Source organism: Oscillibacter sp. (genome assembly GCF_031978065.1).
In the GTDB taxonomy this organism is placed as follows: domain Bacteria; phylum Bacillota; class Clostridia; order Oscillospirales; family Oscillospiraceae; genus Oscillibacter.
The window spans coordinates 1-24,793 of record NZ_DALZCH010000045.1 but is presented as its reverse complement, the minus strand read 5'-3'; the positions used below and the strand labels follow the sequence as shown (position 1 = coordinate 24,793).

At 58.2% G+C, this 24,793-nt stretch carries 16 protein-coding genes and 1 pseudogene; 1 reads left to right on the top strand and 16 read right to left on the bottom strand.

Translation table 11 applies throughout. From position 1 onward, the window contains the following. The 6 genes from rpoC to ychF form a co-directional block, all read right to left on the bottom strand. Positions 1–3,439 (bottom strand): DNA-directed RNA polymerase subunit beta' (gene rpoC / locus RTK01_RS08485; RefSeq protein ID WP_312280561.1); only part of this gene is annotated, 3,439 nt, incomplete at its 3' end. 67 nt (positions 3,440–3,506) lie between these two features. Then, positions 3,507–7,232, bottom strand: a complete 3,726-nt coding sequence (gene rpoB, locus RTK01_RS08480) for a DNA-directed RNA polymerase subunit beta (RefSeq protein WP_312280560.1) — start codon at positions 7,230–7,232, stop codon at positions 3,507–3,509. 348 nt (positions 7,233–7,580) lie between these two features. Beyond that, complete coding sequence (locus RTK01_RS08475; protein ID WP_294855775.1) at positions 7,581–7,766, bottom strand: hypothetical protein; 186 nt, start codon at positions 7,764–7,766, stop codon at positions 7,581–7,583. 274 nt (positions 7,767–8,040) lie between these two features. Then, positions 8,041–9,351: a D-serine ammonia-lyase gene (locus RTK01_RS08470; protein ID WP_312280559.1), complete on the bottom strand. Its 1,311-nt coding sequence runs from the start codon at positions 9,349–9,351 to the stop codon at positions 8,041–8,043. Positions 9,352–9,594: 243 nt separating this feature from the next. Then, complete coding sequence (locus RTK01_RS08465) at positions 9,595–11,727, bottom strand: methyl-accepting chemotaxis protein (protein WP_312280558.1); 2,133 nt, start codon at positions 11,725–11,727, stop codon at positions 9,595–9,597. A gap of 150 nt (positions 11,728–11,877) precedes the next feature. Then, entirely contained in the window at positions 11,878–12,987 is a 1,110-nt protein-coding gene (gene ychF, locus RTK01_RS08460) for a redox-regulated ATPase YchF (RefSeq protein WP_312280557.1), read from the bottom strand. 469 nt (positions 12,988–13,456) lie between these two features. Between ychF and RTK01_RS08455 the strand changes: the two genes are divergently transcribed. Next, positions 13,457–13,945: a hypothetical protein gene (locus RTK01_RS08455; protein ID WP_312280556.1), complete on the top strand. Its 489-nt coding sequence runs from the start codon at positions 13,457–13,459 to the stop codon at positions 13,943–13,945. A 685-nt stretch (positions 13,946–14,630) separates the two neighbouring features. Here RTK01_RS08455 and leuS read toward each other — a convergent pair. The 10 genes and pseudogenes from leuS to RTK01_RS08405 form a co-directional block, all read right to left on the bottom strand. Beyond that, positions 14,631–17,057, bottom strand: a complete 2,427-nt coding sequence (gene leuS, locus RTK01_RS08450; RefSeq protein WP_312280555.1) for a leucine--tRNA ligase — start codon at positions 17,055–17,057, stop codon at positions 14,631–14,633. A gap of 420 nt (positions 17,058–17,477) precedes the next feature. Next, positions 17,478–17,837 (bottom strand): ribosome silencing factor, encoded by a 360-nt coding sequence (gene rsfS, locus RTK01_RS08445; protein WP_312280554.1) that lies wholly within the window; start codon positions 17,835–17,837, stop codon positions 17,478–17,480. An 84-nt stretch (positions 17,838–17,921) separates the two neighbouring features. Then, complete coding sequence (locus RTK01_RS08440) at positions 17,922–19,502, bottom strand: LCP family protein (RefSeq protein WP_312280553.1); 1,581 nt, start codon at positions 19,500–19,502, stop codon at positions 17,922–17,924. A gap of 10 nt (positions 19,503–19,512) precedes the next feature. Further along, positions 19,513–20,706: a nicotinate (nicotinamide) nucleotide adenylyltransferase gene (nadD, locus tag RTK01_RS08435; RefSeq protein WP_312280552.1), complete on the bottom strand. Its 1,194-nt coding sequence runs from the start codon at positions 20,704–20,706 to the stop codon at positions 19,513–19,515. Positions 20,707–20,733: 27 nt separating this feature from the next. Then, complete coding sequence (locus RTK01_RS08430) at positions 20,734–21,066, bottom strand: YhbY family RNA-binding protein (protein WP_312280551.1); 333 nt, start codon at positions 21,064–21,066, stop codon at positions 20,734–20,736. Positions 21,067–21,226: 160 nt separating this feature from the next. After that, a complete protein-coding gene (gene rdgB, locus RTK01_RS08425) occupies positions 21,227–21,826 on the bottom strand; it encodes an RdgB/HAM1 family non-canonical purine NTP pyrophosphatase (RefSeq protein WP_312280550.1) in 600 nt (199 codons plus the stop codon). Between the two features lie 2 nt (positions 21,827–21,828). After that, the gene (gene rph / locus RTK01_RS08420) at positions 21,829–22,545 is read right to left on the bottom strand and encodes a ribonuclease PH (RefSeq protein WP_312280549.1); all 717 of its coding nucleotides are present in this window, start codon (positions 22,543–22,545) and stop codon (positions 21,829–21,831) included. A gap of 14 nt (positions 22,546–22,559) precedes the next feature. Next, the gene (gene ftsY, locus RTK01_RS08415) at positions 22,560–23,438 is read right to left on the bottom strand and encodes a signal recognition particle-docking protein FtsY (protein WP_312280548.1); all 879 of its coding nucleotides are present in this window, start codon (positions 23,436–23,438) and stop codon (positions 22,560–22,562) included. 19 nt (positions 23,439–23,457) lie between these two features. Beyond that, the gene (locus RTK01_RS08410; RefSeq protein ID WP_312280547.1) at positions 23,458–23,697 is read right to left on the bottom strand and encodes a hypothetical protein; all 240 of its coding nucleotides are present in this window, start codon (positions 23,695–23,697) and stop codon (positions 23,458–23,460) included. 10 nt (positions 23,698–23,707) lie between these two features. Then, positions 23,708–24,793 (bottom strand): annotated as a pseudogene (locus tag RTK01_RS08405) (chromosome segregation protein SMC); the annotation flags it as partial.

The window sequence follows — 24,793 nt, the reverse complement described above, 5'->3', positions numbered from 1 at the left end:
CCTCCAACACCAGCAGGTCCACCATGGGGCCGTCCAGCAGCTTGTAGTCGACCGGGTCCTCCAGACGGACCTTACGCATCATCTGGCGGACAATCACTTCGATGTGCTTGTCGTTGATATCCACGCCCTGCTGGCGGTAAACCCGCAGGACTTCCTGAATGAGATAGTTATACACCGCGTCGCTGCCCCGCAGGCGCAAGACCTCATGGGGATTCAGAGCGCCGTAGGTCAGGGCAACACCCTGCGCAACACGGTCCCCGTCCTTTACCAGAAGGCCGGTGTGGGGCACGGAATAGATACGGGAATCGCCGTCGTCGGCGGTAATGATAATGTTCAGAAGGCTTCCCTTGGCGGCCTCCTCAAACTTGACCACGCCGGAAATCTCCGCCAATTGAGCCATCCGCTTGGGCTTGCGCGCCTCGAACAGCTCCTCCACGCGGGGAAGGCCCTGCGTGATGTCGCCGCCGGCCAGACCGCCGGTGTGGAAGGTACGCATGGTCAACTGCGTGCCGGGTTCGCCGATGGACTGGGCGGCGATGATACCCACCGCCTCGCCGGGGCCCACAGGCTGGGAGGTGGCAAGGTTCATGCCATAGCACCGGGCGCACACGCCGCTGTGAGCACCGCAGGTAAGCACCGTGCGGATCATCACCGTGGGCTTTCCGCCCTTTTCCGGATCGAAGGAGCACATGTCTCCCTCCCGGTTGTTTTTCTGAGTCCAGCGGCGGCCTTCCAGTATCTTAGCGTCGTTTTCGTCCATCATCCGCTCGCTGGAGATCAGTTCCTCGCCGGTGTCAGCGTCCAAAACGCTGCTCACCAAGAACCGGCCCCGCAGACGGTCGGAGAATTTCTCAATAACCTGCCCGTTTTCGCTGATTTCGGAAACGCGGATGCCGTGGATAGAGCCGCAGTCCTGCTGGCGGATAATCACATCCTGAGACACGTCCACCATTCGGCGGGTAAGATAGCCGGAGTCCGCCGTACGAAGAGCGGTATCGGCCAAGCCCTTTCGCGCACCTCTGGAGGAAATGAAATACTCCAGCGCGGTCAGGCCCTCGCGGTAGTTTGCCTTGATGGGGATTTCGATGGTGCGGCCCGCCGTGTTGGCGATCAGGCCGCGCATACCAGCAAGCTGACGAATCTGCTTCATGGAACCACGGGCGCCGGAGTCCGCCATCATGAAGATGGGGTTATAGCGGTCCAGATTCCTTTGCAGCGCGTCGGAAACCTCGTTGGTGGTTTTCTCCCACTCGGCCACAACCTGCTTATAGCGCTCCTGATTGGTCATGAAGCCCATCTTATACTGGCTCTCAATATCCAGAACCCGCTTTTCCGTCTGCGCCACCAGTTCATACTTCTTGGGAGGCACAGCCATGTCAGCAATGGACACGGTGATGGCGGCGCGGGTGGAGTACTGATAACCGGTGGCTTTTACCGCGTCCAGCACCTCGGCAGCGATGGTAAAGCCGTGCTTGTTGATGGTGCGGTCCACGATGCGGCTCAGCTCTTTCTTGCCGCACTGGAAAGCAACCTCGTAATCCAGTGCCTTTTCGGGGTCACTGCGGTCCACAAAGCCCAGATCCTGAGGAATATTGCGGTTGAAGATAATGCGGCCCGCGGTGGCTCGGATGATTCCGGTGCGCTCTACGCCGTCCACCGTCCGGGTGACCCGCACCAGAATGGGGCAGTGGGGGCCGATCACGTGGCTGTTGTAAGCCATCAGGGCCTCGTCCTCGCCTGCATAGACATGGACAGGCCGGAAGGTCGCTTCCTTCTTCTCCTCATTCTTCGCCGCCTTATTGACAGCCAAGAACTCGTCGGCGTCCACCTCTGTGTCGGCGGCGAGGCCGGTTTCGCCCGCGTCGTCCACATACACCGTCTCCGCGCCCATCTCGGCCTTGCCGATGCGCTCGTAGGTCAGGTAGTATGCGCCCAGCACCATATCCTGCGTGGGCACGGTGACGGGGCCGCCGTCCTGCGGACGCAGGAGGTTGTTGGCGGAAAGCATGAGAATCCGGGCTTCGGCCTGCGCCTCGGCGGACAGGGGCACGTGAATCGCCATCTGGTCGCCGTCAAAGTCGGCGTTGAACGCCGTGCAGTTCAGAGGATGGAGCTTCAGGGCGCGTCCGTCCACCAGCACCGGCTCGAAGGCCTGAATACCCAAACGGTGCAGCGTGGGGGCGCGGTTGAGCATGACGGGGTGATCCTTGATAATCACGTCCAGCGCATCCCACACGTCGGCGGTGCCCTTATCCACCATCTTCTTGGCGGACTTGATGTTGTTGGCGGTGCCATCCTCCACCAGTTTTTTCATGATGAAGGGGCGGAACAACTCCACAGCCATCTCCTTGGGCACGCCGCACTGGTAAATTTTCATCTCAGGACCGACGACGATAACGCTTCGGCCAGAGTAGTCCACGCGCTTGCCCAAGAGGTTCTGACGGAACCGGCCCTGCTTGCCCTTGAGCAGGTCGCTCAGGGATTTCAGCGCCCGATTGTTTGCGCCGGTGACGGCGCGGCCCCGGCGACCGTTGTCGATCAGGGCGTCCACAGCCTCCTGCAGCATCCGCTTCTCGTTGCGGACGATAATGTCCGGCGCGTTGAGCTGGATGAGCCGCTTAAGGCGGTTATTGCGGTTGATAACCCGGCGGTAAAGGTCGTTGAGGTCGGACGTTGCAAACCGTCCGCCGTCCAACTGCACCATGGGGCGCAGCTCCGGCGGAATCACCGGCAGCACGTCAATCACCATCCACTCGGGCTTGTTCTTGGAGATACGGAAGGCGTCCACCACCTCCAGCCGCTTGACAATCCGGGCCTTTTTCTGACCGGCGGCATCTTTCAGCTCGGTGTGGAGCTGCTGGGAGAGCTGATCCAGCTTCACATCCTGAAGCAGCTTTTTCACGGCTTCCGCGCCCATCCCGGCGTGGAAATCGTCCTCATACTTCTCCCGGTAGTCCCGGTACTCTTTCTCGGAGAGAATCTGATTGCGCATCAGGGGCGTTTCGCCGGGATCGGTGACGATATAATTGGCAAAATACAGGACCTTTTCCAGAATCCGGGGGCTGATGTCCAGCAACAGGCCCATCCGGGAGGGAATGCCCTTGAAATACCAGATATGGGAGACGGGGGTAGCCAGCTCAATGTGGCCCATGCGCTCCCGGCGCACCTTGGCCCGAGTGACTTCCACGCCGCAGCGGTCGCAGACCTTGCCCTTGTAGCGGATTTTCTTATACTTGCCGCAGTGGCACTCCCAGTCCTTGGTGGGCCCGAAAATCTTTTCGCAGAACAGGCCGTCCCGCTCGGGCTTTAAGGTACGATAGTTGATCGTCTCCGGCTTTTTTACCTCGCCGTAAGACCACTCCATAATCTGTTCGGGAGAGGCCATGCCGATCTTAATAGCGTCAAAAGCAACATTGTTGCCGGTAGCAGTGTCAATCATTTGGTTTCCTCCTATCATGATTCAGAAATGTTGAGTTCTTCCGTTTGGGTATCGCTCAAGCTCTGAATCACTCGTCGTCAAACCCGGCGTCTTCGCCCCCGTCAATACCTGCGTCTGCACCGGCATCATCGGGAGCCTCTTCGATGTCAAACCCGGACTCCTGAAACTCCGTCTCCGTCTCCGCCACCACGGCGTGGTGGCGCCCGTCCTCGGCATCCATGCGGGCCAGGTTAAAGGTATCCATAGCGTCCTCGTCTTCCCTCAGCTCGATCTGGTTGCCGTTCTCGTCCAGCACCCGGATATCCAGGCACAGAGACTGCAGCTCTTTCACCAACACCTTAAACGCCTCCGGCACGCCGGGCTCGGGAACGTTGTGGCCCTTGACAATGGCCTCATAGGTCTTCACACGGCCCGTCACGTCATCGGACTTGACGGTGAGCATTTCACGCAGGGTATATGCCGCGCCATAGGCCTCCAGCGCCCACATTTCCATCTCGCCGAAGCGCTGGCCGCCGAACTGGGCCTTGCCGCCCAGAGGCTGCTGCGTCACCAGAGAGTAAGGGCCGGTAGACCGGGCGTGAATCTTGTCGTCCACCAGATGATGGAGCTTCAGGAAGTACACATAGCCCACGGTGACCTTATTGTCAAAAGGCTCGCCGGTCCGTCCGTCGATCAGCACGCTTTTGCCCTCGGGGTCCAGCCCCGCCTGCTGAAGCATATCGGTGATGTCACCTTCGTCGGCTCCGTCAAAAATGGGGCTTGCCACCTTGCAGCCAAGGGCATGGGCAGCATAGCCCAGATGGACTTCCAACACCTGCCCGATGTTCATACGGGAGGGCACGCCCAGAGGGTTCAGCACGATATCCAGCGGCGTACCGTCGGGCATGAAGGGCATATCCTCCTGCGGCAGAACCCGGGAAACCACGCCCTTGTTGCCGTGGCGGCCGGCCATCTTGTCGCCCACTTGAATCTTGCGGCGCTGGGCCACGTATACGCGAACCACCTGATTCACGCCCGGCCCCAGCTCGTCGCCCGCCTCGCGGGTGAACACCTTTGCGTCCACCACGATGCCGGTTTCGCCGTGGGGTACTTTCAGCGAGGTATCACGAACCTCCCGGGCCTTTTCACCGAAAATGGCCCGCAGGAGCCGCTCCTCAGCGGTGAGGTCCGTCTCGCCCTTGGGCGTGACCTTACCCACCAAAATGTCCCCGGCATGAACCTCCGCACCGATGCGGATGATGCCGGTTTCGTCCAGATCCTTCAGCGCGTCCTCGCCCACGTTGGGGATGTCGCGGGTAATCTCCTCGGGGCCAAGCTTGGTGTCCCGGGAGTCGAGCTCAAATTCCTCGATGTGGATGGAGGTGTACATATCCTCCCGGACCAGCCGCTCGTTAAGCAGCACCGCGTCCTCGTAGTTGTAGCCTTCCCAGGTCATGAAGCCAACCAGAATGTTCTGGCCCAGCGCAATTTCGCCCTGCTCGGTGGCGGGGCCGTCCGCCAGAACGCTGGGCGTAATCTCCCTGCCGTTGGCGTCAAACCCGGGACCGTGGACCCGCTCGCCCACATCCACGATGGGGCGCTGGTTAATGCAGGTGGTGTGGTTGGAGCGGAGGAACTTCACCAGCTTATAGTCTTTCGTCTCGCCGGAGTCGTACTTCACGGCGACGTGCCGGGCATCCATGGACGCGACCACGCCGTCGCCCTCCGCCAGCACCGCCACCTCGGAGTCGATGCAGATTTTGTGCTCCATGCCGGTACCGACAATGGGAGCGTGGGGCTTGAGCAGAGGCACGGCCTGCCGCTGCATGTTCGCGCCCATCAGGGCGCGGTTCGCGTCATCGTTGGGCAGGAAGGGGATCATGGCCGTTGCGATGGAAACCATCATTCGGGGGGACACGTCGATATAGTCCACCCGCTCCCGGTCCACCTCCACGATTTCGTCCCGGTGCCGTGCGGTGATACGCGTATTGATGAGGCAGCCGACCTCGTCCAGAGGCTCAGCGGCCTGACCGACGATGTAGTTGTCTTCCTCGTCGGCGGTCATATAGGTGATATCCCTCGCCACGTGGAAGCTCTCTTTGTCCACCGCGCGGTAGGGCGCCTCAATAAAGCCGTATTCATTGATACGCGCATAGGTGGAGAGATAAGAGATCAGGCCGATGTTGGGACCTTCCGGCGTCTCGATGGGGCACATACGGCCATAGTGGCTGTAATGCACGTCACGGACCTCCATGTTGGCGCGCTCGCGACTCAGGCCGCCGGGGCCGAGGGCTGAGAGACGGCGCTTGTGGGTCAGCTCCGCCAGCGGGTTCGTCTGGTCCATGAACTGGCTGAGGGGGCTGGAACCGAAGAACTCCTTAATGGCGGCGGTGACGGGCCGGATGTTGATGAGGCTCTGGGGCGTGACGATGTCCATGTCCTGAATGGTCATGCGTTCACGAATTACCCGCTCCATCCGGCTGAAGCCGATGCGGAATTGATTTTGCAGCAGCTCGCCCACGCACCGCAGGCGGCGGTTGCCCAGATGGTCGATGTCATCCCGGTTGGACACATTCCGTGCAAGGCAGTTCATATAGTTAATGGAGGTGAGGATATCGTCAATATTGATGTGCTTGGGCACCAGCGCGTCCCGATGGAGACGCAGTTGATCCTTCAGCTCCTCGCCGGAGTACTGGCCCAGCAGCTCCTGAAGCACGCTGTACCGCACCCGCTCCTTGATCTTGCACTCGGTCAGAGGGTCAAAATCCACAAAGTGCCGCAGGTCGCACATGCCGTTTCCATAAACCTTCATAGGCTCGCCATCGGCAATAATGCTGACCTCGTTGACGCCGCAAGCGTCCAGCCGCTTAGCCTCCTCCGCAGTGAGCAGGTGTCCGTCCTCAAACAGGATTTCTCCGGTGGAGGGGTCCGCCACGGGCAGGGCCAGCTTGTATCCGGTCACCCGGGGCCACAGGCACAGCTTTTTATTGAACTTATATCGGCCCACGATGGACAGATCGTAGCGCCGGGGATCGAAGAACAGATTGTTCATCAGCGTCACGCAGGCCTCCACCGTGGGGGGCTCGCCGGGACGAAGCTTGCGGTAAATCTCCAGCATGGCCTCTTCATAGGTCTTGCAGGGATCCTTTTCAAGGGTCGCCAAAATACGGGGATCGTCCCCGAACCGGGCGAGGATCTCCGCGTCGGTCTTCATTCCGAGAGAGCGCAGTAGGCAGGTGACGGGCAGCTTCCGGTTTTTGTCAATCCGAACCCAGAAGCACTCGTTTGCGTCCGTCTCATACTCCAGCCACGCACCCCGATAGGGAATCACGGTGGCGCTGAGGATGGGAAGGTCGGTCTTGAGGTCGATCTCCTTGCCATAGTACACGCCGGGAGAGCGGACAATCTGCGAAACCACAACCCGCTCCGCACCGTTGATGACGAAGGTGCCGCCGTGGGTCATCAACGGGAAATCTCCCATGAAGATTTCCTGCTCCTTGATTTCTTCCGTCTCCTTGTTGCGCAGACGGACCGTCACCTTCAGGGGGGCGGCGTACGTGGCGTCCCGCGCCTTGCACTCCTCCACATTGTACTTGGGGGCCTCGTCCATCTTATAGTCGATGAAGGTCAGCTCCAGATTTCCCTGATAGTCGGCAATGGAGCCCACGTCGGCGAAAACTTCCCGCAGGCCCTCGTCCCAGAACCACTGGTATGACTTCTTCTGAATCTCCAGCAGGTTGGGCACAGGCATGACTTCTTCGTACCGGGCAAAGTTCTTACGAAGGGTCTTTCCGTAATACTTGTCTTTGGACATCTCTGATTCACGCAGCCTTTCTGTCCGCTCCTCCGGCCCTGTCCGACCGGAAAGGGGACTTTAAGTTGTAAGCGGGCAATTAAATTGACACACCCGGGTAGGTTGTTAAAATTTCATTGCTCGCTCTTGCTTTTTTATAGGAACTATGCTATCTTAATAAGAGTAAATAAGAATGGGGTGGTATCTGTGCTGTCCATAAAGCACCTCATCATATCATTTTTATCTCCGCCTGTCAAGGCGGTTTTTCTATTTTAAGGGTGTTTCTGCGGCATTTTCACCCAGCACGGCTGGAAAATCCTTCAAAAAGGCAAAAACGGGCCGCCCTTTTACCAAGGGCGGCCCGTTTTCTCAGGAGTAGAGCTGCTCGTCGTTGTAATCGTCGTATTCGCTGCCAAAGCGCTGATCCATCCGCTTTTTCAGGCCGCTGTATCCCACGCTGAGATCGTGCCAGCCGCCGATCAGCAGGCAGACGAATGCCGCCAGAGCCAGACTTGCTCCCACAATTTTCATCACCATGCGTGCGGTTTTACTCATATCGTGTCCTCCTTTTACGGGTGCTTTTGACTGCTTCATCAATGAACCTTGAACTGCCTTAATATGATACACCAGCGGGGAAAATATTACAAGTGCGGTGCCTCACAATTCTTTTCTGTGGGAGGGTTTTGCTGAATTTTTTGTCAACTTTCACAGAAGTCGCCCATCTGTCTCTCCTTTGGATGAAAACCTTCTGTGCAGGACGACATAGGGCGCGGCGCAGACAGCGCGCCAATCGGCACGGCAACATCCATCGGCATGCCTTCCCGCCGTCTTACAATCGCTTTGCCAGATACTCCTTCCGCGTAAGCGTAGGCACCAGCCGTCCCCCGGTGGCCCAGAGAATGTGAGACGCGTTCTCCAGCTTCCCGGCAAGTCCGTGGGCCTTCAGATAGCTCTGCGCCACCGGGAACTGGGCAAGACCCCGATAGCCCGCGAAGGCTGCGCAGGCAGACGGCTCGATAAAAAGTTTCTCCGCGGCGTGGAGCGCCCGCAGATCGTCGTACAGCCTCCCGTCCGCCACGGTGAACTCCCCCGAGAGGGTGTGCTCCATCACGTCGCACACCAGCTTCGATGGGCGGGCCACTGCCAGTCCGTCCGCCTCCGTCACGCCGGTGAGACCCGCGTCCTGTACGCACACGCCGTCCTTTTCCCCTGTTGCGAGTCCCAGCAGCATGCAGGGGCACTGGACCGGCTCCGCGAAAAACACATGGACATTGTCTCCGTACAACAGCTTCAGTCCGTAGGCCACGCCCCCCGGCGCGCCGCCCACGCCGCAGGGAACAGTGACAAACAAGGGATGCCCGTCGTCCACCGTCACGTTCTGGTCTGTAAGCTGCTCTGCAAGCCTCCGGGCGGCCACAGCATAGCCCAGAAACAGGTTTTTGGAGTGCTCATCATCCACAAAATAGCTCATCGGGTCCGCGTCGGACAGGGCGCGCCCCTGCTCCACGGCCTTGCCATAGTCCCCGTCATACTCCCGCACGTCCACGCCCTTTTGCCGCAGCAAGTCTTTCTTCCACTGCCGCGCGTCGGCCGACATGTGCACCACCGCCCGATAGCCCAACGCGGCGGCCATGATGCCGATGGAAAGACCCAGATTTCCAGTGGAGCCCACCTGCACCGTATATTTTGCAAAAAAATCCCGCTGTCGGGCAAGGTCCGCATAATCATCGTCCGGGCGAAGCAGTCCGGCCTCCAAAGCCAGCTCCTCCGTGTGCTTGAGTACCTCGTAAATCCCGCCCCGGGCCTTGACGGAGCCAGCCACCGCCAGCTCGCTGTCCAGCTTTAAAAACAGTCGTCCTTCCGGAACCCGCTCCCGCCAGCTCAGCTTCTCCCGCAGGGCGGGCAGCCCCCGCAGGGGCGACTCAATCCGCCCGCAGTCCGCCTCCGTCTCTGGAAACAGATGGCGCAGCAGCGGCGCGAAACGGTCCAGCCTGTCCGCCGCGTCGTCCACCTCGCCCGGCTTCACGGGAAGGCCGTCCGCCACGGCGGAAAAGGGCTTCTTTTCAGGGTTAATCCAGCAGGTCTCCGCTGCCGCCAGCACATCCCGCAACGCCGGGTCTTCTCTCCAAGCGGCGTTCATATGGGTCCCTCCTCGCGCAGACAGCGCCGCGCTCGCTCAACCAGCTTATTCATCCGTCGCCTCCCTGTATGAAATTTGTTGTTTCCTTCCGCCCCGCGCAGTCTCCCGAATATTCTTCGGTGGCGCACGGCAGCCCCGAAGGTTTCTCTCTCGTCATTATAGCATACCCCATTTTCCAAGAGAAGCAGAAATCATTTTTACAAAACGGCCCCCGCGCAACAAACGCGGGGGCCGTTCTATGTCTTAATATTTTCCCGCAAAAGAGGGGGACGGGGCGCTTGCATAAGGAGCCGTCGGAAGCTCTTCCCTGCTCTTAGCAGCCGGAAGGGAGACAACCTCCTCCTCCCTAAGCTTGAACTGGCCCACCAACTCCCGCAGTGTCTGCGCCTGAGCGGACATCTCCTCGCTGGAGGCCGCGCTCTCTTCGCTGGTGGCGGAGTTAGTCTGCACAACACCGGAAATCTGGTCAATTCCCTGAGAGATTTGGGCGATGGCGGCAGCCTGCTGCTGCGCGGCGTCCGCGATTTTCTCCACCATCTCCGCTGTGGCCCGGGAGCTGACGGCCGCCGCGTCCAGATTTGCGGCTGTGGTGTCCGCAATGCCGGTGCCCTTGGCGACGGACTGCACCGCGGCCTCAATCAGCGTAGCAGTGTCCTTGGAGGCGGCGGCGGATTTCCCGGCAAGGTTGCGCACCTCGTCCGCCACCACCGCAAAGCCCTTGCCCGCCTCTCCAGCTCTGGCCGCTTCCACGGCGGCGTTCAGCGCCAGAATGTTCGTCTGGAACGCAATGTCCTCGATGGTCTTGATGATGCGGCCAATCTGCTTGGAGTTTTCGCTGATTTCGTCCATGGCGGAAACCATGTCTTTCATCTGCCGGTCGCACGACTGCATCGCCGCCCCCGTCTCATCCACCTTGCGGCGGGCCACCTCCGCGTTTTTGGAGGTATCGCCGATCTGAATCGAAACCTCTGTCACGGTGGCGGCCAGTTCCTCCACAGAGGACGCCTGCTCGGTGGCGCCCTGACTCAACGCCTGTGCACCCGCGGCCACCTGATCGCTGCCAAGGGCCACCTGATCGGCGGACAGGCCGATTTGGCGCATGGTCTGGGTCATACGCAAAATCATGTCTTCCAAAGAGGAGCGCAGCGCCGCATAATCGCCCTGATACAGTGCGGCATTGGCGGTGGAAACCGTCAAATCGCCATGGGCAATGCCGCTCAGTCCCTGTTCAAAGTCCCCGATAATACCCGAAATAGTCTGGGTGATGGAGGACGTAGCCTCTGCCAGACGTTTTGTCTCATTCCGGCTGCGAACCTCTGGAACCGGCGACGACAAATCGCCCTGTGCCAGCAGCTCCAGCCGCCGGGTGCATTTTGCCACGGGATCGCCAATCCGCTTGGACAGCCGAAGGGCAACCACCACAGCCCCCACGATCGTCAGTGCAATCAGCACCATGGTAATAAAAATTGCCCGGAAGGTGGAGTCCATAAAATCATTCACCGGCGCGTTGATGGCAAGGCTCCAGCCGTCGGAGTTTTCAATGGGCGCATAGGCCAGGAGTTTGGTCACACCGTTATAAGTGTACTGTCCAAACCCGGCCCCGCCTTCCGTCATCTTTGTCTCCAATTCGGCCAGCGCCGCAAGGGAATCATCCGTCTTTGCCTCCTCGGCGGTATTTCTCTGACTGACTATAACGTCCATGTTCTGATCAGCGATGGCTGTGCCGTGCTTATTCAGCATATAGGCGCCCCCGTTTTCGCTGACTTGAATTTCGGACACAATATCATTGAGAAACGTTTCATTGGGAACGAAATACACCACGCCAGTCACCAAGCTGCCGGCAATGCCGTCCTGCCAGATGGGCGCGGCGACAACCACGGTCATGGCCCCGGTCTTCTTGCTGACCAGTGGGTCGGAAACCCACGTCTTGCCGGCCTTTGCCTGTTTGAAATACTCCCGGTCGGAATAGTTGACTCCGTCCAAGAGGCTCTTTCCGTCCAGATTCAGCACATTGCCCCGCTGATAGCCATGCGCCTTGGCCCGCTGGTCGATAATGGCCTGCTTTTCCTCCTTTGTAAGGGAGTCGTCGGACAACCGGGCCACATAGCCGGTTTCCATCGCCACGTTTTTAATAGCCTCCAGCTCCGCCTGCACCTTGTCGGCGGCCGCGTCGGAAATTTGCTCCATGGTCTGCTCCAAGGTGTCCTGCGTACTGCTGAAAATTAAAAACGAGGTGAGCGCTCCCAGCAGAATAATGGGAATCGCCGTCAGAATACAGATTTCCAGCATCAGTTCCTTTCGGATTGTGCTCTGCCGTTTTCCCTGTCTGTTCACTTGCCCGCCGGATTTTTCTTTCTTCTTTACCGCTCGTTTCATAAGCACTCTCCTCTTTCTACTCTTCCTATCTAAGCCGCACAGCGGTGGACTTACAAAGCTGCCGCCCGCCATAAAACGGGCCGCATGTATGAAAAAGCGCTTTTCTCCCGCGCGGTCCGGAAAGTTTCTGCATCCGGCCCCGGGGAAAATTTACACGTTGAAGCGGAAATAAATCATGTCCCCGTCCCGAACTACATAGTCCTTGCCCTCGCTGCGCAAAAGGCCCTTCTCTTTGGCCTGATTGACCCCGCCGCAGTTCACCATGTCCTCGTAGGCGATGACCTCAGCGCGGATAAAGCCGCGCTCGATATCGGTGTGGATTTTTCCGGCGGCCTGAGGCGCCTTTGTCCCCTTCTTAATCGTCCAGGCGCGGCACTCGTCTTTTCCGTAGGTCAAAAAGGAAATCAGGCCCAAAAGCGAATAGGAGCACTTGATCAGCCGATCCAACCCGGACTCCTCCACGCCCAGCTCCTCCAGAAATAGTTCCTTCTCCTCGCCCTCCAACTCCGCGATGTCCTGCTCCATCTGGGCGCAGATGGGCAGCACCTGACTGCCTTCCTTCTCAGCAAGCGCCTTCACCTGCTGATAATACTTGTTTTCCTCCAGCTTGGTAAAGCCTGCCTCGTCGGTGTTGGCTGCGTAAATCACAGGCTTCAGGCTCAGAAGGTCGGCGGTGGCGATCATCGCCAGCTCGTCCGGCTCGCAGTCATACGTGCGGGCGGGTTTGCCCGCGTCCAGATGCGCCTCCAAAGCCCGGAACACCGCCTCCTCCCGCAGAAACTTCTTATCGCCTTTGGCCGCTTTGGCGGCCTTTTCCGCGCGGCGGTTTACCATATCAAGGTCCGCCATCACCAGTTCCAGATCAATGGTCCCGATGTCGCCCAGCGGATCCACCGGCACATTGGTTCCCGCGTCCGCCACCACGTGCATGATGTTTTCGTCGTCAAAGCAGCGGACCACATGGACAATGGCGTCCGTCTCCCGAATGTTGGCCAAAAATTTATTGCCAAGGCCCGCGCCCTGACTTGCGCCCTTCACCAGACCCGCGATGTCCACAAATTCCACCACGGCGGGAGTTTTTTTGTCCGGCTCATAAATCCGGGCCAAATCGTCCAGCCGCTCGTCCGGCACGGCCACCACGCCCACATTGGGCTCGATGGTGCAGAAGGGATAGTTGGCGCACTCTGCGCCTGCGTTGGTGATGGCGTTAAATAAGGTGCTCTTGCCCACATTGGGCAGGCCCACGATTCCTAATTTCATGAAAGAACCCTCCACATTTGTTATATTGTAACATTTATTTTTCCAAAATACAAATTTTTTTCAACTTTTTAACAAAATATCTAATATCTAATCACGGCCTAAGCACCGCAAATCGGGCCCGTGCCAATTTATTTCCTTCTATCGGGAGACCCGAACCTCTGGTCGGCATCCATTTGGGCCATTGCGTTTAAGCATCATGCGCCGCTTTCTTCAAAACTTCTGAACAGTATCTATATATTCCACTACAAATTAAACTTCTGGGTTGTTACGAATTTTAAAAATCATTTGGAAAATATTGTAACGTCTTTGGACTTTTTAGCGTCTTAATAGTATGTAGGGAATTAAAAACCGGCGATCCCATGTCTCCGGGGGCACGAAAGGAGCAGTCCGATGCAGTAAATTTGCAGCAAACTCCTTCGCAATATCTCTGTTCCATAAATTTTTTACAAAATGAGAAAAGAGGTACAATATGAAACGGAAAATGATGAGTTTGGCTCTGGCGCTGGTAATGTGTCTGACGCTGTGCGTACCGGCTTTTGCGGCAACTCCGCAAGAAACAGAAGAACCTCCGACGTGGGTTGAAGAAGGGGAGACTTGGGTTTTAGCAAGTGATATTATTATGCCCATGGAAGACGACTCTTGCCCGCAGGGCCATTGGCGGCCTGACGGCTTTGTCTATCAAGGCTATACGCAAGGGAATACTCAAATTGATGGAGCGATTTCAGCAGGAATAGTCCTTATTACATCGTTTATTCCAGGGATTGGAACACTTACACAAATAATTAGTCTTGCATTGTTGGCTGACGGTGTGGAGCAAACCATCAGATTGAACGGCCGAGTACCCGGAAATTACATTAAGTATGTATACACAAATTCTCAAAACAATATTTGGTATCATATTGTTTGGATGGATACAATTGATGGTTGGCCCCGTTATCTTACTTGCACAGCTTACTAAAATCAGCATGAAGCAAGAACCACCGAGAAGGAAAGAGGTATTATGTCTCCAAAGCTTTCAAAACTTGGAACAAATAGGTTGTTGTTTCTGATCCATATTCTCGGAGCAATCGAGTTCTATTTGTTTTTTTTCGTTTTGATCTATCCACATCCCCCCAGTCCTTATCTATGGGTCATTTTTTTGATATGGGGAAACTATTTGGTTGTGAGCTGGATCCTCGGCCACGTCATGATGTATCCGAACGGGACGTTTGCAACTGAGGCAAATCCTTCGCTGAAAGCAGGCTGTTACAAATGGTTTTTAATCATTTATATCCCGCATATGCTGTTCAGTCTACTTCTCGCAGCCTGTTTATGCCTTCACGGACACATTTGGGCAGCAATAGCGTGCCTGTTATTATTTATTTGTAAACTGGTGCTTATGTTGCCCCTGAATCAAATTCTCCGCAGCCATGTTAAATCATAGCATAACAGAAAAGCGTCTTACTTTTTATTCACCTGTTCAGCCAACAGGAGGCGGGGCATATGCCCCGCCTCTTGGTCTTTTTGCGTTGCGGTCATCCTCCTTGGCGAGCATCCCCCTGCGAAGAGCAAGCGCCTGCGTTGCAGGCGCTTGCCGTTGCTCTATTTTGGGCCGGACCTCTGCCAACGGGGGTTCACCCTCGTGCGCAAATGCTCCGTGGGGCTTAGCGCGGCTTTACAATAAGGTTGATCAGGCGGTTTTTCACATAGATGGTCTTGACAATCTCCATGCCCTCCACGGCCTTTTGAACCTTCTCCACTTCCAACGCAGCGGTTTTCACCGCCTCCTCGCCGCAGTCGGCAGGGAGCACCACGGTGCCCTTCAGCTTGCCGCCCACCTGCACCGCCATCTCCACGGTGGCGGCGGCGGTTTTGCTCTCGTCAAAGGCGGGCCAAGGCTGCCGACATGCCATATCGCTCGTCATCCCGGCAAAGCCCAGACTCTCCCACAGCTCCTCCGTGATATGGGGCGCAAAGGGGCTGAGCAACAGCAGCAGATACTTCATATCGCCCCGGCTGGCTCCGTTGGCATAGAACTCGTTCACCAAGGTCATCATGGTGGAGATGGCGGTGTTCATCTTCAGGTCGTCGATGTCCTCCGTCACCTTCTTGATGGTCTTGTGGATCATCGACTCGTTGGCAGGGGTCACTTCATAGCTGTCGGAGGCGGACTCCGCCAGATTCCACACTCTATCCAAGAAGCGCTTGGAGCCCTTCACCGCCTCGTTGGACCAAGAAACGGCCTTTTCAAAGTCGCCGATGAACATGATGTGCAGGCGCATGGTGTCCGCGCCATACTGCTCCACAATGTCGTTGGGATTCACAACATTGCCCCGGGACTTAGACATTTTCTCGCCGCCCTCACCCAAGATCATGCCGTGGCTGGTGCGCTTTTGATACGGCTCCTTGGTGGGGACCACACCGATGTCGTAGAGGAACTTGTGCCAGAACCGGCTGTACAGCAGGTGGAGCGTGGTGTGCTCCATGCCGCCGTTGTACCAGTCCACAGGGGACCAATAGTCCAGCGCTTCCTTGGAGGCCACCGCGTTTTCATTGTGGGGATCCATATACCGCAGGAAATACCAGCTGGACCCGGCCCACTGGGGCATGGTATCCGTCTCCCGCTGAGCGGGGCCGCCGCAGTGGGGGCAGGTGGTTGCCACCCAGTCGGTCATGGCGGAGAGGGGGCTTTCGCCGTCCTCCGTCGGCCCGTAATTCTCCACGTTGGGCAGCACCAGAGGAAGCTGCTCTTCCGGCAGGGGAACCCAGCCGCACTTTTCGCAGTTCACCATGGGAATCGGCTCGCCCCAGTACCGCTGGCGGGAAAACACCCAGTCCCGCAGCTTATAGTTGGTCTTGGCTTGACCAATACCCTTTTCCACCAGCCAGTCCTTCATGGCGGGGATGGCTTCCTTCACGGTCATCCCGTCCAAAAAGCCGGAGTTCACCATGATGCCGGTGTCGTCCTTCAGGGCGAAGGCTTCTTTCGTAATGTCGCCGCCCCGGACCACTTCCACGATGGGAAGGCTGAATTTTGTCGCAAACTCCCAGTCGCGCTGGTCGTGACCCGGCACGCCCATGACGATACCGGTGCCGTAGGTGATTAGCACGTAGTCGGAGACAAACACGGGGATTTTATCGCCGGTGACGGGATGGACGGCGGAAATACCCTCCAGCCGCACGCCGGTTTTATCTTTGTTCAGCTCCGTCCGCTCCAGATCGGACTTGCGGGCCGCCGCGTCCATATAGGCCGCCACCTCGTCCCAGTTTTTGATCTGGTCCTTCCACTTTTTGAGATATTCATGCTCCGGCGACAGGACCATATAGGTCACGCCGAACAGCGTGTCGCACCGGGTGGTGTATACCGTCAGCTTATCTCCGTTGTCGGCGGTGAAGTCCACCTCCGTGCCCTCGGACCGACCAATCCAGTTGCGCTGCTGGATTTTCACTCGCTCGATATAGTCCACATCGTCCAAATCGTCGATCAGGCGCTGGGCATACTCGGTGATTTTCAGCATCCACTGGCTCTTCTCCTTGCGGACCACGGCGCTGCCGCAGCGCTCGCACACACCTTCAACCACCTCTTCGTTGGCCAGCACACACTTGCAGGAGGTGCACCAGTTGACGGGCATGGTGGACTTATAGGCAAGTCCCTTTTTGAACATCTGGAGGAAAATCCACTGGGTCCACTTGTAGTAGTTCGGGTCGGTGGTGTCCACCTCCCGATCCCAGTCGAAGGAGTAGCCAAGGGACTGAATCTGGCTGCGGAAATTGGCAATGTTGTCCTCCGTCACCTTCCGGGGATGGATATGCATTTTGATGGCGTAGTTCTCCGTGGGCAGACCAAATGCGTCAAACCCGATGGGGAACAGAACGTTATAGCCCTGCATCCGCTTTTTGCGGCAGATGATATCCATGGCGGTATAGGGCCGGGGATGACCCACGTGAAGCCCCTGCCCGGAGGGATAGGGGAACTCAATCAGTCCGTAGAACTTGGGCTTAGAGGTGTCGCCGTTGACGGCGGCGAAAGGCTTTTCCGCCAGCCATCGCTCCTGCCACTTTTTTTCAATGCCGGTAAAATCATACTTCATTTTACAAGACCGTTCCTTTCTGATGTTTGCCCCGGTCGGGCAACGAAAAAAATACGCCCCTGACCGCTGCGGTCAGGGGCGTTGTGACGCGATACCACCCTGATTCAGCCGCCGGTCGCCCGGTCGGCCCTCTCAGGTCCAAACGGCGGCAGGCCCGGAATCCCGGCAAACGCCGCAAACCCGCCCGCGCCCTCTCGGACCATCAGCCTGTAACGGGGCCGCCCGCCCCGCCCTACTTTTCTTCAGGCGGGAAACTCCGGGACCAGTTATCCACGGACCTTCTCCACCGGCTCGCACCAGCCGCCGGCTCTCTGAGGCAGAAAAACCCGTCTTTTATCCCATCAACGTTTTTGAACACCGCTATTTTACGGGGGTTTTCCCTTTTTGTCAAGGAAAATCCGCATTCCTCCCGAAGGCGGCTCAGTCCCGGGTCAAAACCTCCGTCAGGTCCAGCCGCTTGCCATCCCGCCACAGGCGCTCCAAATCATAAAATTCCCGGGCTTCCTGAGAAAACACGTGCACAGTCACGCAGCCGTAATCCAGCAGCACCCATGTTCCGTCCCGATAGCCCTCCCGGCGCAGGGCCGTCTCCCCTTGCTCCTTCAGCCGCTTCTCCACCGCGTCGCACAGGGCGTTAATCTGGGTGTTGGAGGTACCGGTGGCGATGACGAAATAATCTGCCAGCGTGGTCAAATCGGCAATCTCAATGGCGGCAATTTCCCCGCCCTTTTTCTCATCCAGCGCCGAAACGACACTGATCGCTATTTCCTTTGGTGTCATGAATCTCTTCCTTTCAAATTGGAGCCGCCTGAAAACGCGGCGTTTTTGTTTGTTCGTGGGGCCACCAAGCGTTCTTGCCCCGTGTCACTCGGCCAGACCGGACGGCACCTCGGTGACCTCCGGCGGGACAAACACCCCTTCGCCCGACGGGTCGGTCTGGGTGCCGGACCCGGACGAGCTTGAACCGCCCGGATTGGTGGTCCCGGGCGTCGTCGTTCCTGGGTCTGTTGTGCCGGGAGTGGTGGTGCCGGGGGTAGTCGTGCCCGGGTCGGTGGTGCTGGGCGTTGTAGTGCCGGGGGTAGTCGTGCCCGGATCGGTGGTCCCGGGCGTGGTTGTTCCCGGGGTCGTCATGCCGGTTCCGTCCTCCGGCGTAACGGGCAGGCCCGTCTCCGGATCGACGGGATTGCCGTCCCCATCCGTCACCGACTGCTCGGGTTCTTTCGTATCGGTCTTTTGGCCATAAAGAAGCACCGGAGTCTTTGCGGCTCTGGCGTCCTCCACATGACCGGTAGAAGAACTGACGGATCCGTCGGCGTTCACGCTCATAATGTCCAGATCCTTGAGGGTAAATACCTCCGTAAAGGGGCTGAGACTGTTGTTCACCAAATCCAGAAGCTCCTTGGCGTTGGGTACCACATAGGACTGCCAGTTGTTCTTTCCCACCTGTCTGCTGACCGAGGGGCTATAACAGGATTTCATGGTATTTGGCATGGTCACGAACTCCACGTTGTCCATGCTCAGCCCGCCCATGATGGCGGACTTTCCAAACCAGAACAGATTTTGCACGCTGAGATCGGTTTCCACGTTCTCCTGAAAAATTTTGGAGAACTGGTTGATCTTCCCCACATTTTTCACCTGCAAAAGCTGCTCGATCACCGCCTTCAAAAACGCCTGCTGGGTTTTGATACGGCCCAGATCCCCGTCGGCATAGCCGTATTTCATATTGTTATCGTGACGGTAGCGGATGACGCCCATGGCCTGCTCGCCGTTTAGCAGCTGATCGCCCTTTTGGATATGAATAGACAAATCCTGATAGGGGTCTTCATAGTTCATGTTCCGGGGCACGTCGAACTGGACCCCACCGATGGCGTCCACAAGCTTGCCCACCGCATCCCACTCGATAATCACCTGATAGTCCGGCTCAAAGCCCACGAGCTGAGAAATTTCCTGATAGACTTTTTTGACGCCCTTGTCGCCTCCTCCGTAATAATTGTATACGGAGTTGATGCGCTTAATGTCCCAAGACACGTTTACCATGGTGTCCCGTGGAATGTTCATCACGGTCAGTTTCTGGTTCGTCACATCGTAACTGGCCAGCATCATTGTGTCCGTATTGCCGCCGCCACCGGTGTCCCGGCCCATCACCAGAACCGTGTAATAATCCTTGCTTTTGCGGGTCCCGTCACTGCGGGGACGCATCCCCTCGCCATAGTCGTCATCTTCCTCCTGAGAGGAGGACGGGTCCTCCTTTTGGTGCAGCTCGGGCTTGACAAACACCGCCCGATAGGCCAGCGTCACCGACAGCACAGCCGCCAACACACACGTCAGCGCGATCAAGCCTCTCTGCGTCCCCGTCAGGCGGCGCTTTTTTGTTTTTCCTTCCGTTTTTCCGGGGCTGGTCTGCTCTTCCCACCGCCTGCCCTGGCCTTTCTTTTTCTCGTTCATCGTTTGCCTTTCAGTTTCCTTTCAGATACTCCACTGCCTCCAGCGTGGCGGTGTGGACGGGATTCCCCATCTTGCGCATTTCTTGAACTGTCATGGTAAGGCCCAGCAGCAATCCCTTGTCCAAATCCTCGTCGCAGGCCGCGCGCAGCGCGTCCACGCCGGAAAAGCTGCGGGTGGGCTCGATGTAATCCGCCAGATACATGATCTTTTCAAGAAGCGTCATCTCCGCGTGGCCGGTGGTATGCCAGAAAATAGCGGTGTAAATCTCATCGTCCACGTCGAACACGTCTCGGGCAATCGCCGCGCCGGTCTTGGCGTGAAGCAGCTTCAGCGCTTTGCGCTCCAGCTCGTCCATGGGGATGCCGTACTGCCCGCAAAGAGCCGACTGCTCTTCCATCCCCAATTTTTTTGTGCAGTCGTGCAGCAGGGCCGCCACCCGGGCCTTGTGAACATCCGCGCCATACCGCAGAGCCAGACGAATGGCCGCCTGCTCCGTGCCCAGCACATGGGGGATACGACTGTGACTCAAATAGCTCAGCGCCGCTGGCCGGAGCTGATCAAGGCTCAGCGCCCGCAAATTCTCGTTTGTCCCATACAGCTTGTCCCGCAGAATCAGGCCGTATACCGCCGGAGCAAGATACCGGCTTCCGTCGCCCTGCGCCAGCTTGTCCCGCAGGTCCGTGGAGGAAATGTCCACCACACCAGGAACTGTGAGGGTGAAAATGCGGGCGGAGGGATACGCGCGGTAAAGGTGCTCCCGCTGGGGGGCAAACAGCTCTTCCGTGTCCGCTTCAGACCGGCCGAAGGCCGCGATTCCGGCAATGGCCAGAATACGCTCCGGCTCGTGCCAGAGGTGGAGGGTCAGAAACATATCCGTCCCCATCAAAAGCCACAGCTCGTCGTCCGGATACAGCGCCCGGACAGCCTCCAGTGTGTCCGCTGTGTAGCTGGTTCCGCCCCGGCGCAACTCAAGATCCAGCGTCTCCACCTTGTCGCCAAGCCCCGTCTGCTCTCCCGCAAGGCGCGTCAGCTCCAAGCGCTGCTCCGCCGTGGGGCTGCCGGGAGGCAAGGGCTTGTGAGGCGGGAGACTGTCAGGTATCAGAAGAAGCTTATCCAGCTTCAGCAGCTCAAACACCGCTCGCGCCGCCGTGATATGGCCCAAATGAGGCGGGTTAAAGGTCCCGCCGTAAACGCCGATCCTCATGCGCTCTCCCCCCTTGCGTCCTCAAAATCAAGCCTTGCGCTCCCTGCGAGGCTTGTCCTTCACCAGAGCAATCCGCTTGTCCTTGGGTCTGGAGTGGGTTTCCCGGTAGAGCACGAATTTGCTCCCGATCACCTGCACCGGCTCGCTGCGGGTGGGTAACGTCAACTGGTCGCAGGCCTCCCGCGCGGTGAGCAGGGAATTTTCCAAAACCCGACCCTTCACCAGCTCCCGCGCTTCCAGCGCTTCATTTGCCTGCTGGATAACCGCCTCGGTCACGCCTTCCTTGCCGATGTGCAAAATGGTATCAATGGTATTTGCCATGCCGCGCAATTGCGCGCGCTGTTTGCTTGTCAGTTCCATAAATTTAAGATAATCTCCCCTTATAGCTTGATTTTTATATTTCTATGTCAGACGCTGGGTTTTGTCAATAAGTTTCGCAGATTTCCGCAAATCTTTTTTTAAGCGCCAGTCGCCGCTCGTGATGCCCGTGTATCTTTTTCCCACACGGACCGCCGGGTTCTCACTTGCCGAAGAACACCCTCAGTTCTTCGGCAAATGCCCGCAGTGCCTTGCCCCGGTGGGAAACTTCAGCCTTTTCCTCATCCGTCATCTGACCGAAGGTCTTAGCCTTTTCCGGCACCAGAAACACCGGGTCGTAGCCAAAGCCACCGTCTCCGATGGGGGCGAAGGCAATTGCCCCGTCGCACCGGCCCGCCGCCGTCAGGGTATCCCCATTGGGAAACGCACAGGCCACAGCGGTTTCAAAGTGGGCCGAGCGGGTGGGCGCGCCCCGCATGGAATTCAAAAGCAGCAGATACCGCCCCCGATCATCCAGCTCCGGTCCGCCGTACCGTGCGGAATAAACCCCCGGGCCGCCGTTCAGCGCGTCCACGCACAAACCCGAATCGTCCGCGATGGCGGGCAGACCCGCCGCCGCGCACACGGCCTTTGCCTTGAGCATGGCGTTTGCCGCGAAGGTTTCCCCTGTTTCCTCCACGTCCACATGCAGCCCCAACTCGGCGGGGCTGACCACATCCACCCCTAAGATTTCCAGAATGGCGGCCATTTCCCGGAGCTTGCCGGGGTTTTGGGTCGCCAGCACAAATTTCGCCTGTTCCATATTTATCCTCCCAGCGCGGCCCGCTGCATGGCCCCAAGCTCCCGGATTCCCTCGGCGCACAGGTCCACCAGCTTGCGCTGTTCTTCTATGGTAAAGGCCCTGCCCTCGCCGGTGCCCTGCACTTCCACCAACGCCCCGTCCCCGGTCATCACGCAGTTCAAATCCACCTGCGCGGCCGAGTCCTCCTCATAGCACAGATCCAACAGCAGCCGGTCCCCCACGATTCCGGCGGACACCGCCGCAACAGGGGTTTTCAGGGGGTTCTGCCTGAGCGCGCCCTCCTTCATCAGCCTGCGCACCGCAAGCGCAAGGGCCACGTAGCCGCCCGTGACGCTGGCCGTACGGGTGCCGCCGTCGCCCTGAAGCACGTCGCAGTCCACGGTGATGGTCCGCTCGCCCAGCTTGGTCATATCCACCGCGGCCCGGAGGGACCGGCCCACCAGCCGCTGGATTTCCGCGCTGCGGGGAGAGAGCTTCAGCTTGGAAATATCTCGTTTGGAGCGATCCCGGTTGGCACGGGGCAGCATACTGTATTCCGCCGTCACCCAGCCGGTCCCCTCCGGCACATGGAACGGCGCCCGCTCCTCCACGCTGGCGCAGCAGAGCACCTTTGTATTCCCACAGGTAATCAGGCAGCTTCCTTCCGGAAACTCCACAAAATCCGTGGTAATGGTCACGGGCCGCAGCATATCAAAGGCCCGTCCGTCGATTCTAGTCATGTCTGTTCTCCTTTTTATATAATGGCCTCCACGTATTCCTTCGCGTCAAAGGGGCGCAGATCGTCAATTCCCTCACCCAGACCCACGAATTTCACGGGCACGCCCAGCTCCCTTGCGATGGCGATGACAATGCCGCCCTTGGCCGTTCCGTCCAGCTTGGTGAGGACGATGCCGGTAAGCCCCGCCGTATCCCGGAAACCCTTCGCTTGAATCAGGCCGTTTTGCCCGGTGGTGGCGTCCAGCACCAAAAGCGTTTCGCGGCTGGCGCCGGGGCACTCCCGGTCGATAATCTTCGAGAGCTTTGCCAGCTCCTTCATCAGGTTTTCCTTGTTGTGAAGCCGTCCGGCGGTGTCGCACAGCACAGCGTCCACGTTCCGCGCCTTGGCGGCGGAAAGTGCGTCAAACAGCACCGCGCCGGGGTCCGCTCCCTCCTTGGCGCGCACCAGTTCGCACTCTGCCCGCTCCGCCCAGATTTGAAGCTGGTCGGCGGCGGCGGCGCGAAAGGTATCCGCCGCGCAGAAGAGAACCCGCTTGCCCTCGGTCTTCATGCGGTGGCCCAGCTTGCCGATGGAGGTGGTCTTCCCCACGCCGTTCACGCCGATAAACAGCACCACGGCGGGCTTTTCTTCCAGATTGAGAGCGGCATCTCCCACGTTCAGCATCTCCGCCAGAATCTCCCGCAGGGCGGCGCGCACCGCCGTTTCGCCGGAAACGCCCTCCCTCTTCATTTTGGACCGGAGCCGCTCCACCGCCTCGGCGGCGGTGTCCACACCCAAATCCGCCAGAATGAGGCTTTCCTCCAAATCGTCGAAAAACGCCTCATCATCGGGGGAAATGGTATAGCCGGTGATGTCCTCCTGCCAGATTTTTTTCAGTTTGCTGAAAAAGCCCATAGTACCCGTCCTTTAAAATTTATTCAATGATTTCACCGCAGTGGGGGCAGTGCTTCCCTGGCCGGAATTTCCGCCCCAGCCAACGCCTGCAATTGGGGCAGCGGAGAAAAATAATTTCCAGCACCAGAGTGGACAACACCAGCACCACACCGGCAGACTTCAACGGATCGTTATCCAGCGATCCTCCCACCAGAAGCACGATGCATCCCAGCACGGCAACTACAATTACCAGCAGATATTTCTTCATAGCGGACATCATCTGTCCTCCTTCATTTAATTTTCAATTCCTTGGCCATATCGTTGAGATTGATGGTCAGGATTTTGCTCACGCCCTGCTCCTGCATGGTTACGCCATACAGTACATCGGCCTCCTCCATGGTTCCCCGGCGGTGGGTGATGACGATAAACTGCGTCTTCCCCGCAAGGGTGCGCATGTACCGGGCGTACCGCGTGACGTTGGCGTCGTCCAGCGCCGCCTCGATTTCGTCCATCACGCAAAACGGCGTGGGATGGACCTTCAGAATGGAGAAATACAGCGCGATGGCCACAAACGCTTTCTCTCCACCGGAGAGAAGGGAAATGGTTTTCAAGGTTTTCCCCGGCGGCTGGGCTTTGATTTCGATACCGCAGTTTAAAATATCGTTCTCGTCCTCCAGTTCCAGCGTGGCCTGTCCGCCGCCGAACAAATCCACAAAGGTGGACTGGAAGCTCTCGCTTAAAAGCTTAAACTGCTGGGAGAAAATCCCGCTCATCTCGCGGGTCAATTCTTCAATCACGCCCCGGATTTCACCCCTGGCCTTCTCCACGTCGTCCCGCTGCTCGCTAAGATAGGCATAGCGGGTGTTCACCCGGTCGAATTCCTCAATGGCCCCAATGTTGGGCGTACCCAGCCCGGAAATCTCCCGCTTCAGCTCCCCGATGCGGCGATTGGCTTTCGAGCGGCTCTCCAGCTCCACCCGCTGGGCCTGCGCGTCGGAATGGCTTAGCTCGTAGTGTTCCCACAGACGGTCCAAAATCTGCTTTTCCTCCAGCGCGCCGGTGGCCATTTTCTGCTCCAGACGGCTGGCGGTGCGCTCCAAATCCAGCAGATGCTCGTTCATCTCCTGCCCGGCGCGGCTCTTGGCGGTGCGCTCCGCTTCCAGCGCGATTTTCTCTCGATCCAGCGCCGCAAGGCGGTCCCGCAAGGCCTGTCCCTGCTCATGCAGGGCCTGCGCACGGGCCTGTCTTGCCGCGATCTCCTCCTCCGCCCGGGCAATGGCCGCCCGGCCCGTTTCCAGCGTCTCCTCCCGTATCGAGCGGTCGCCCGAGAGGTCGTTTTTCAATGCCTGCAAGTCTTCCCCACGAAGGGCCGCCCC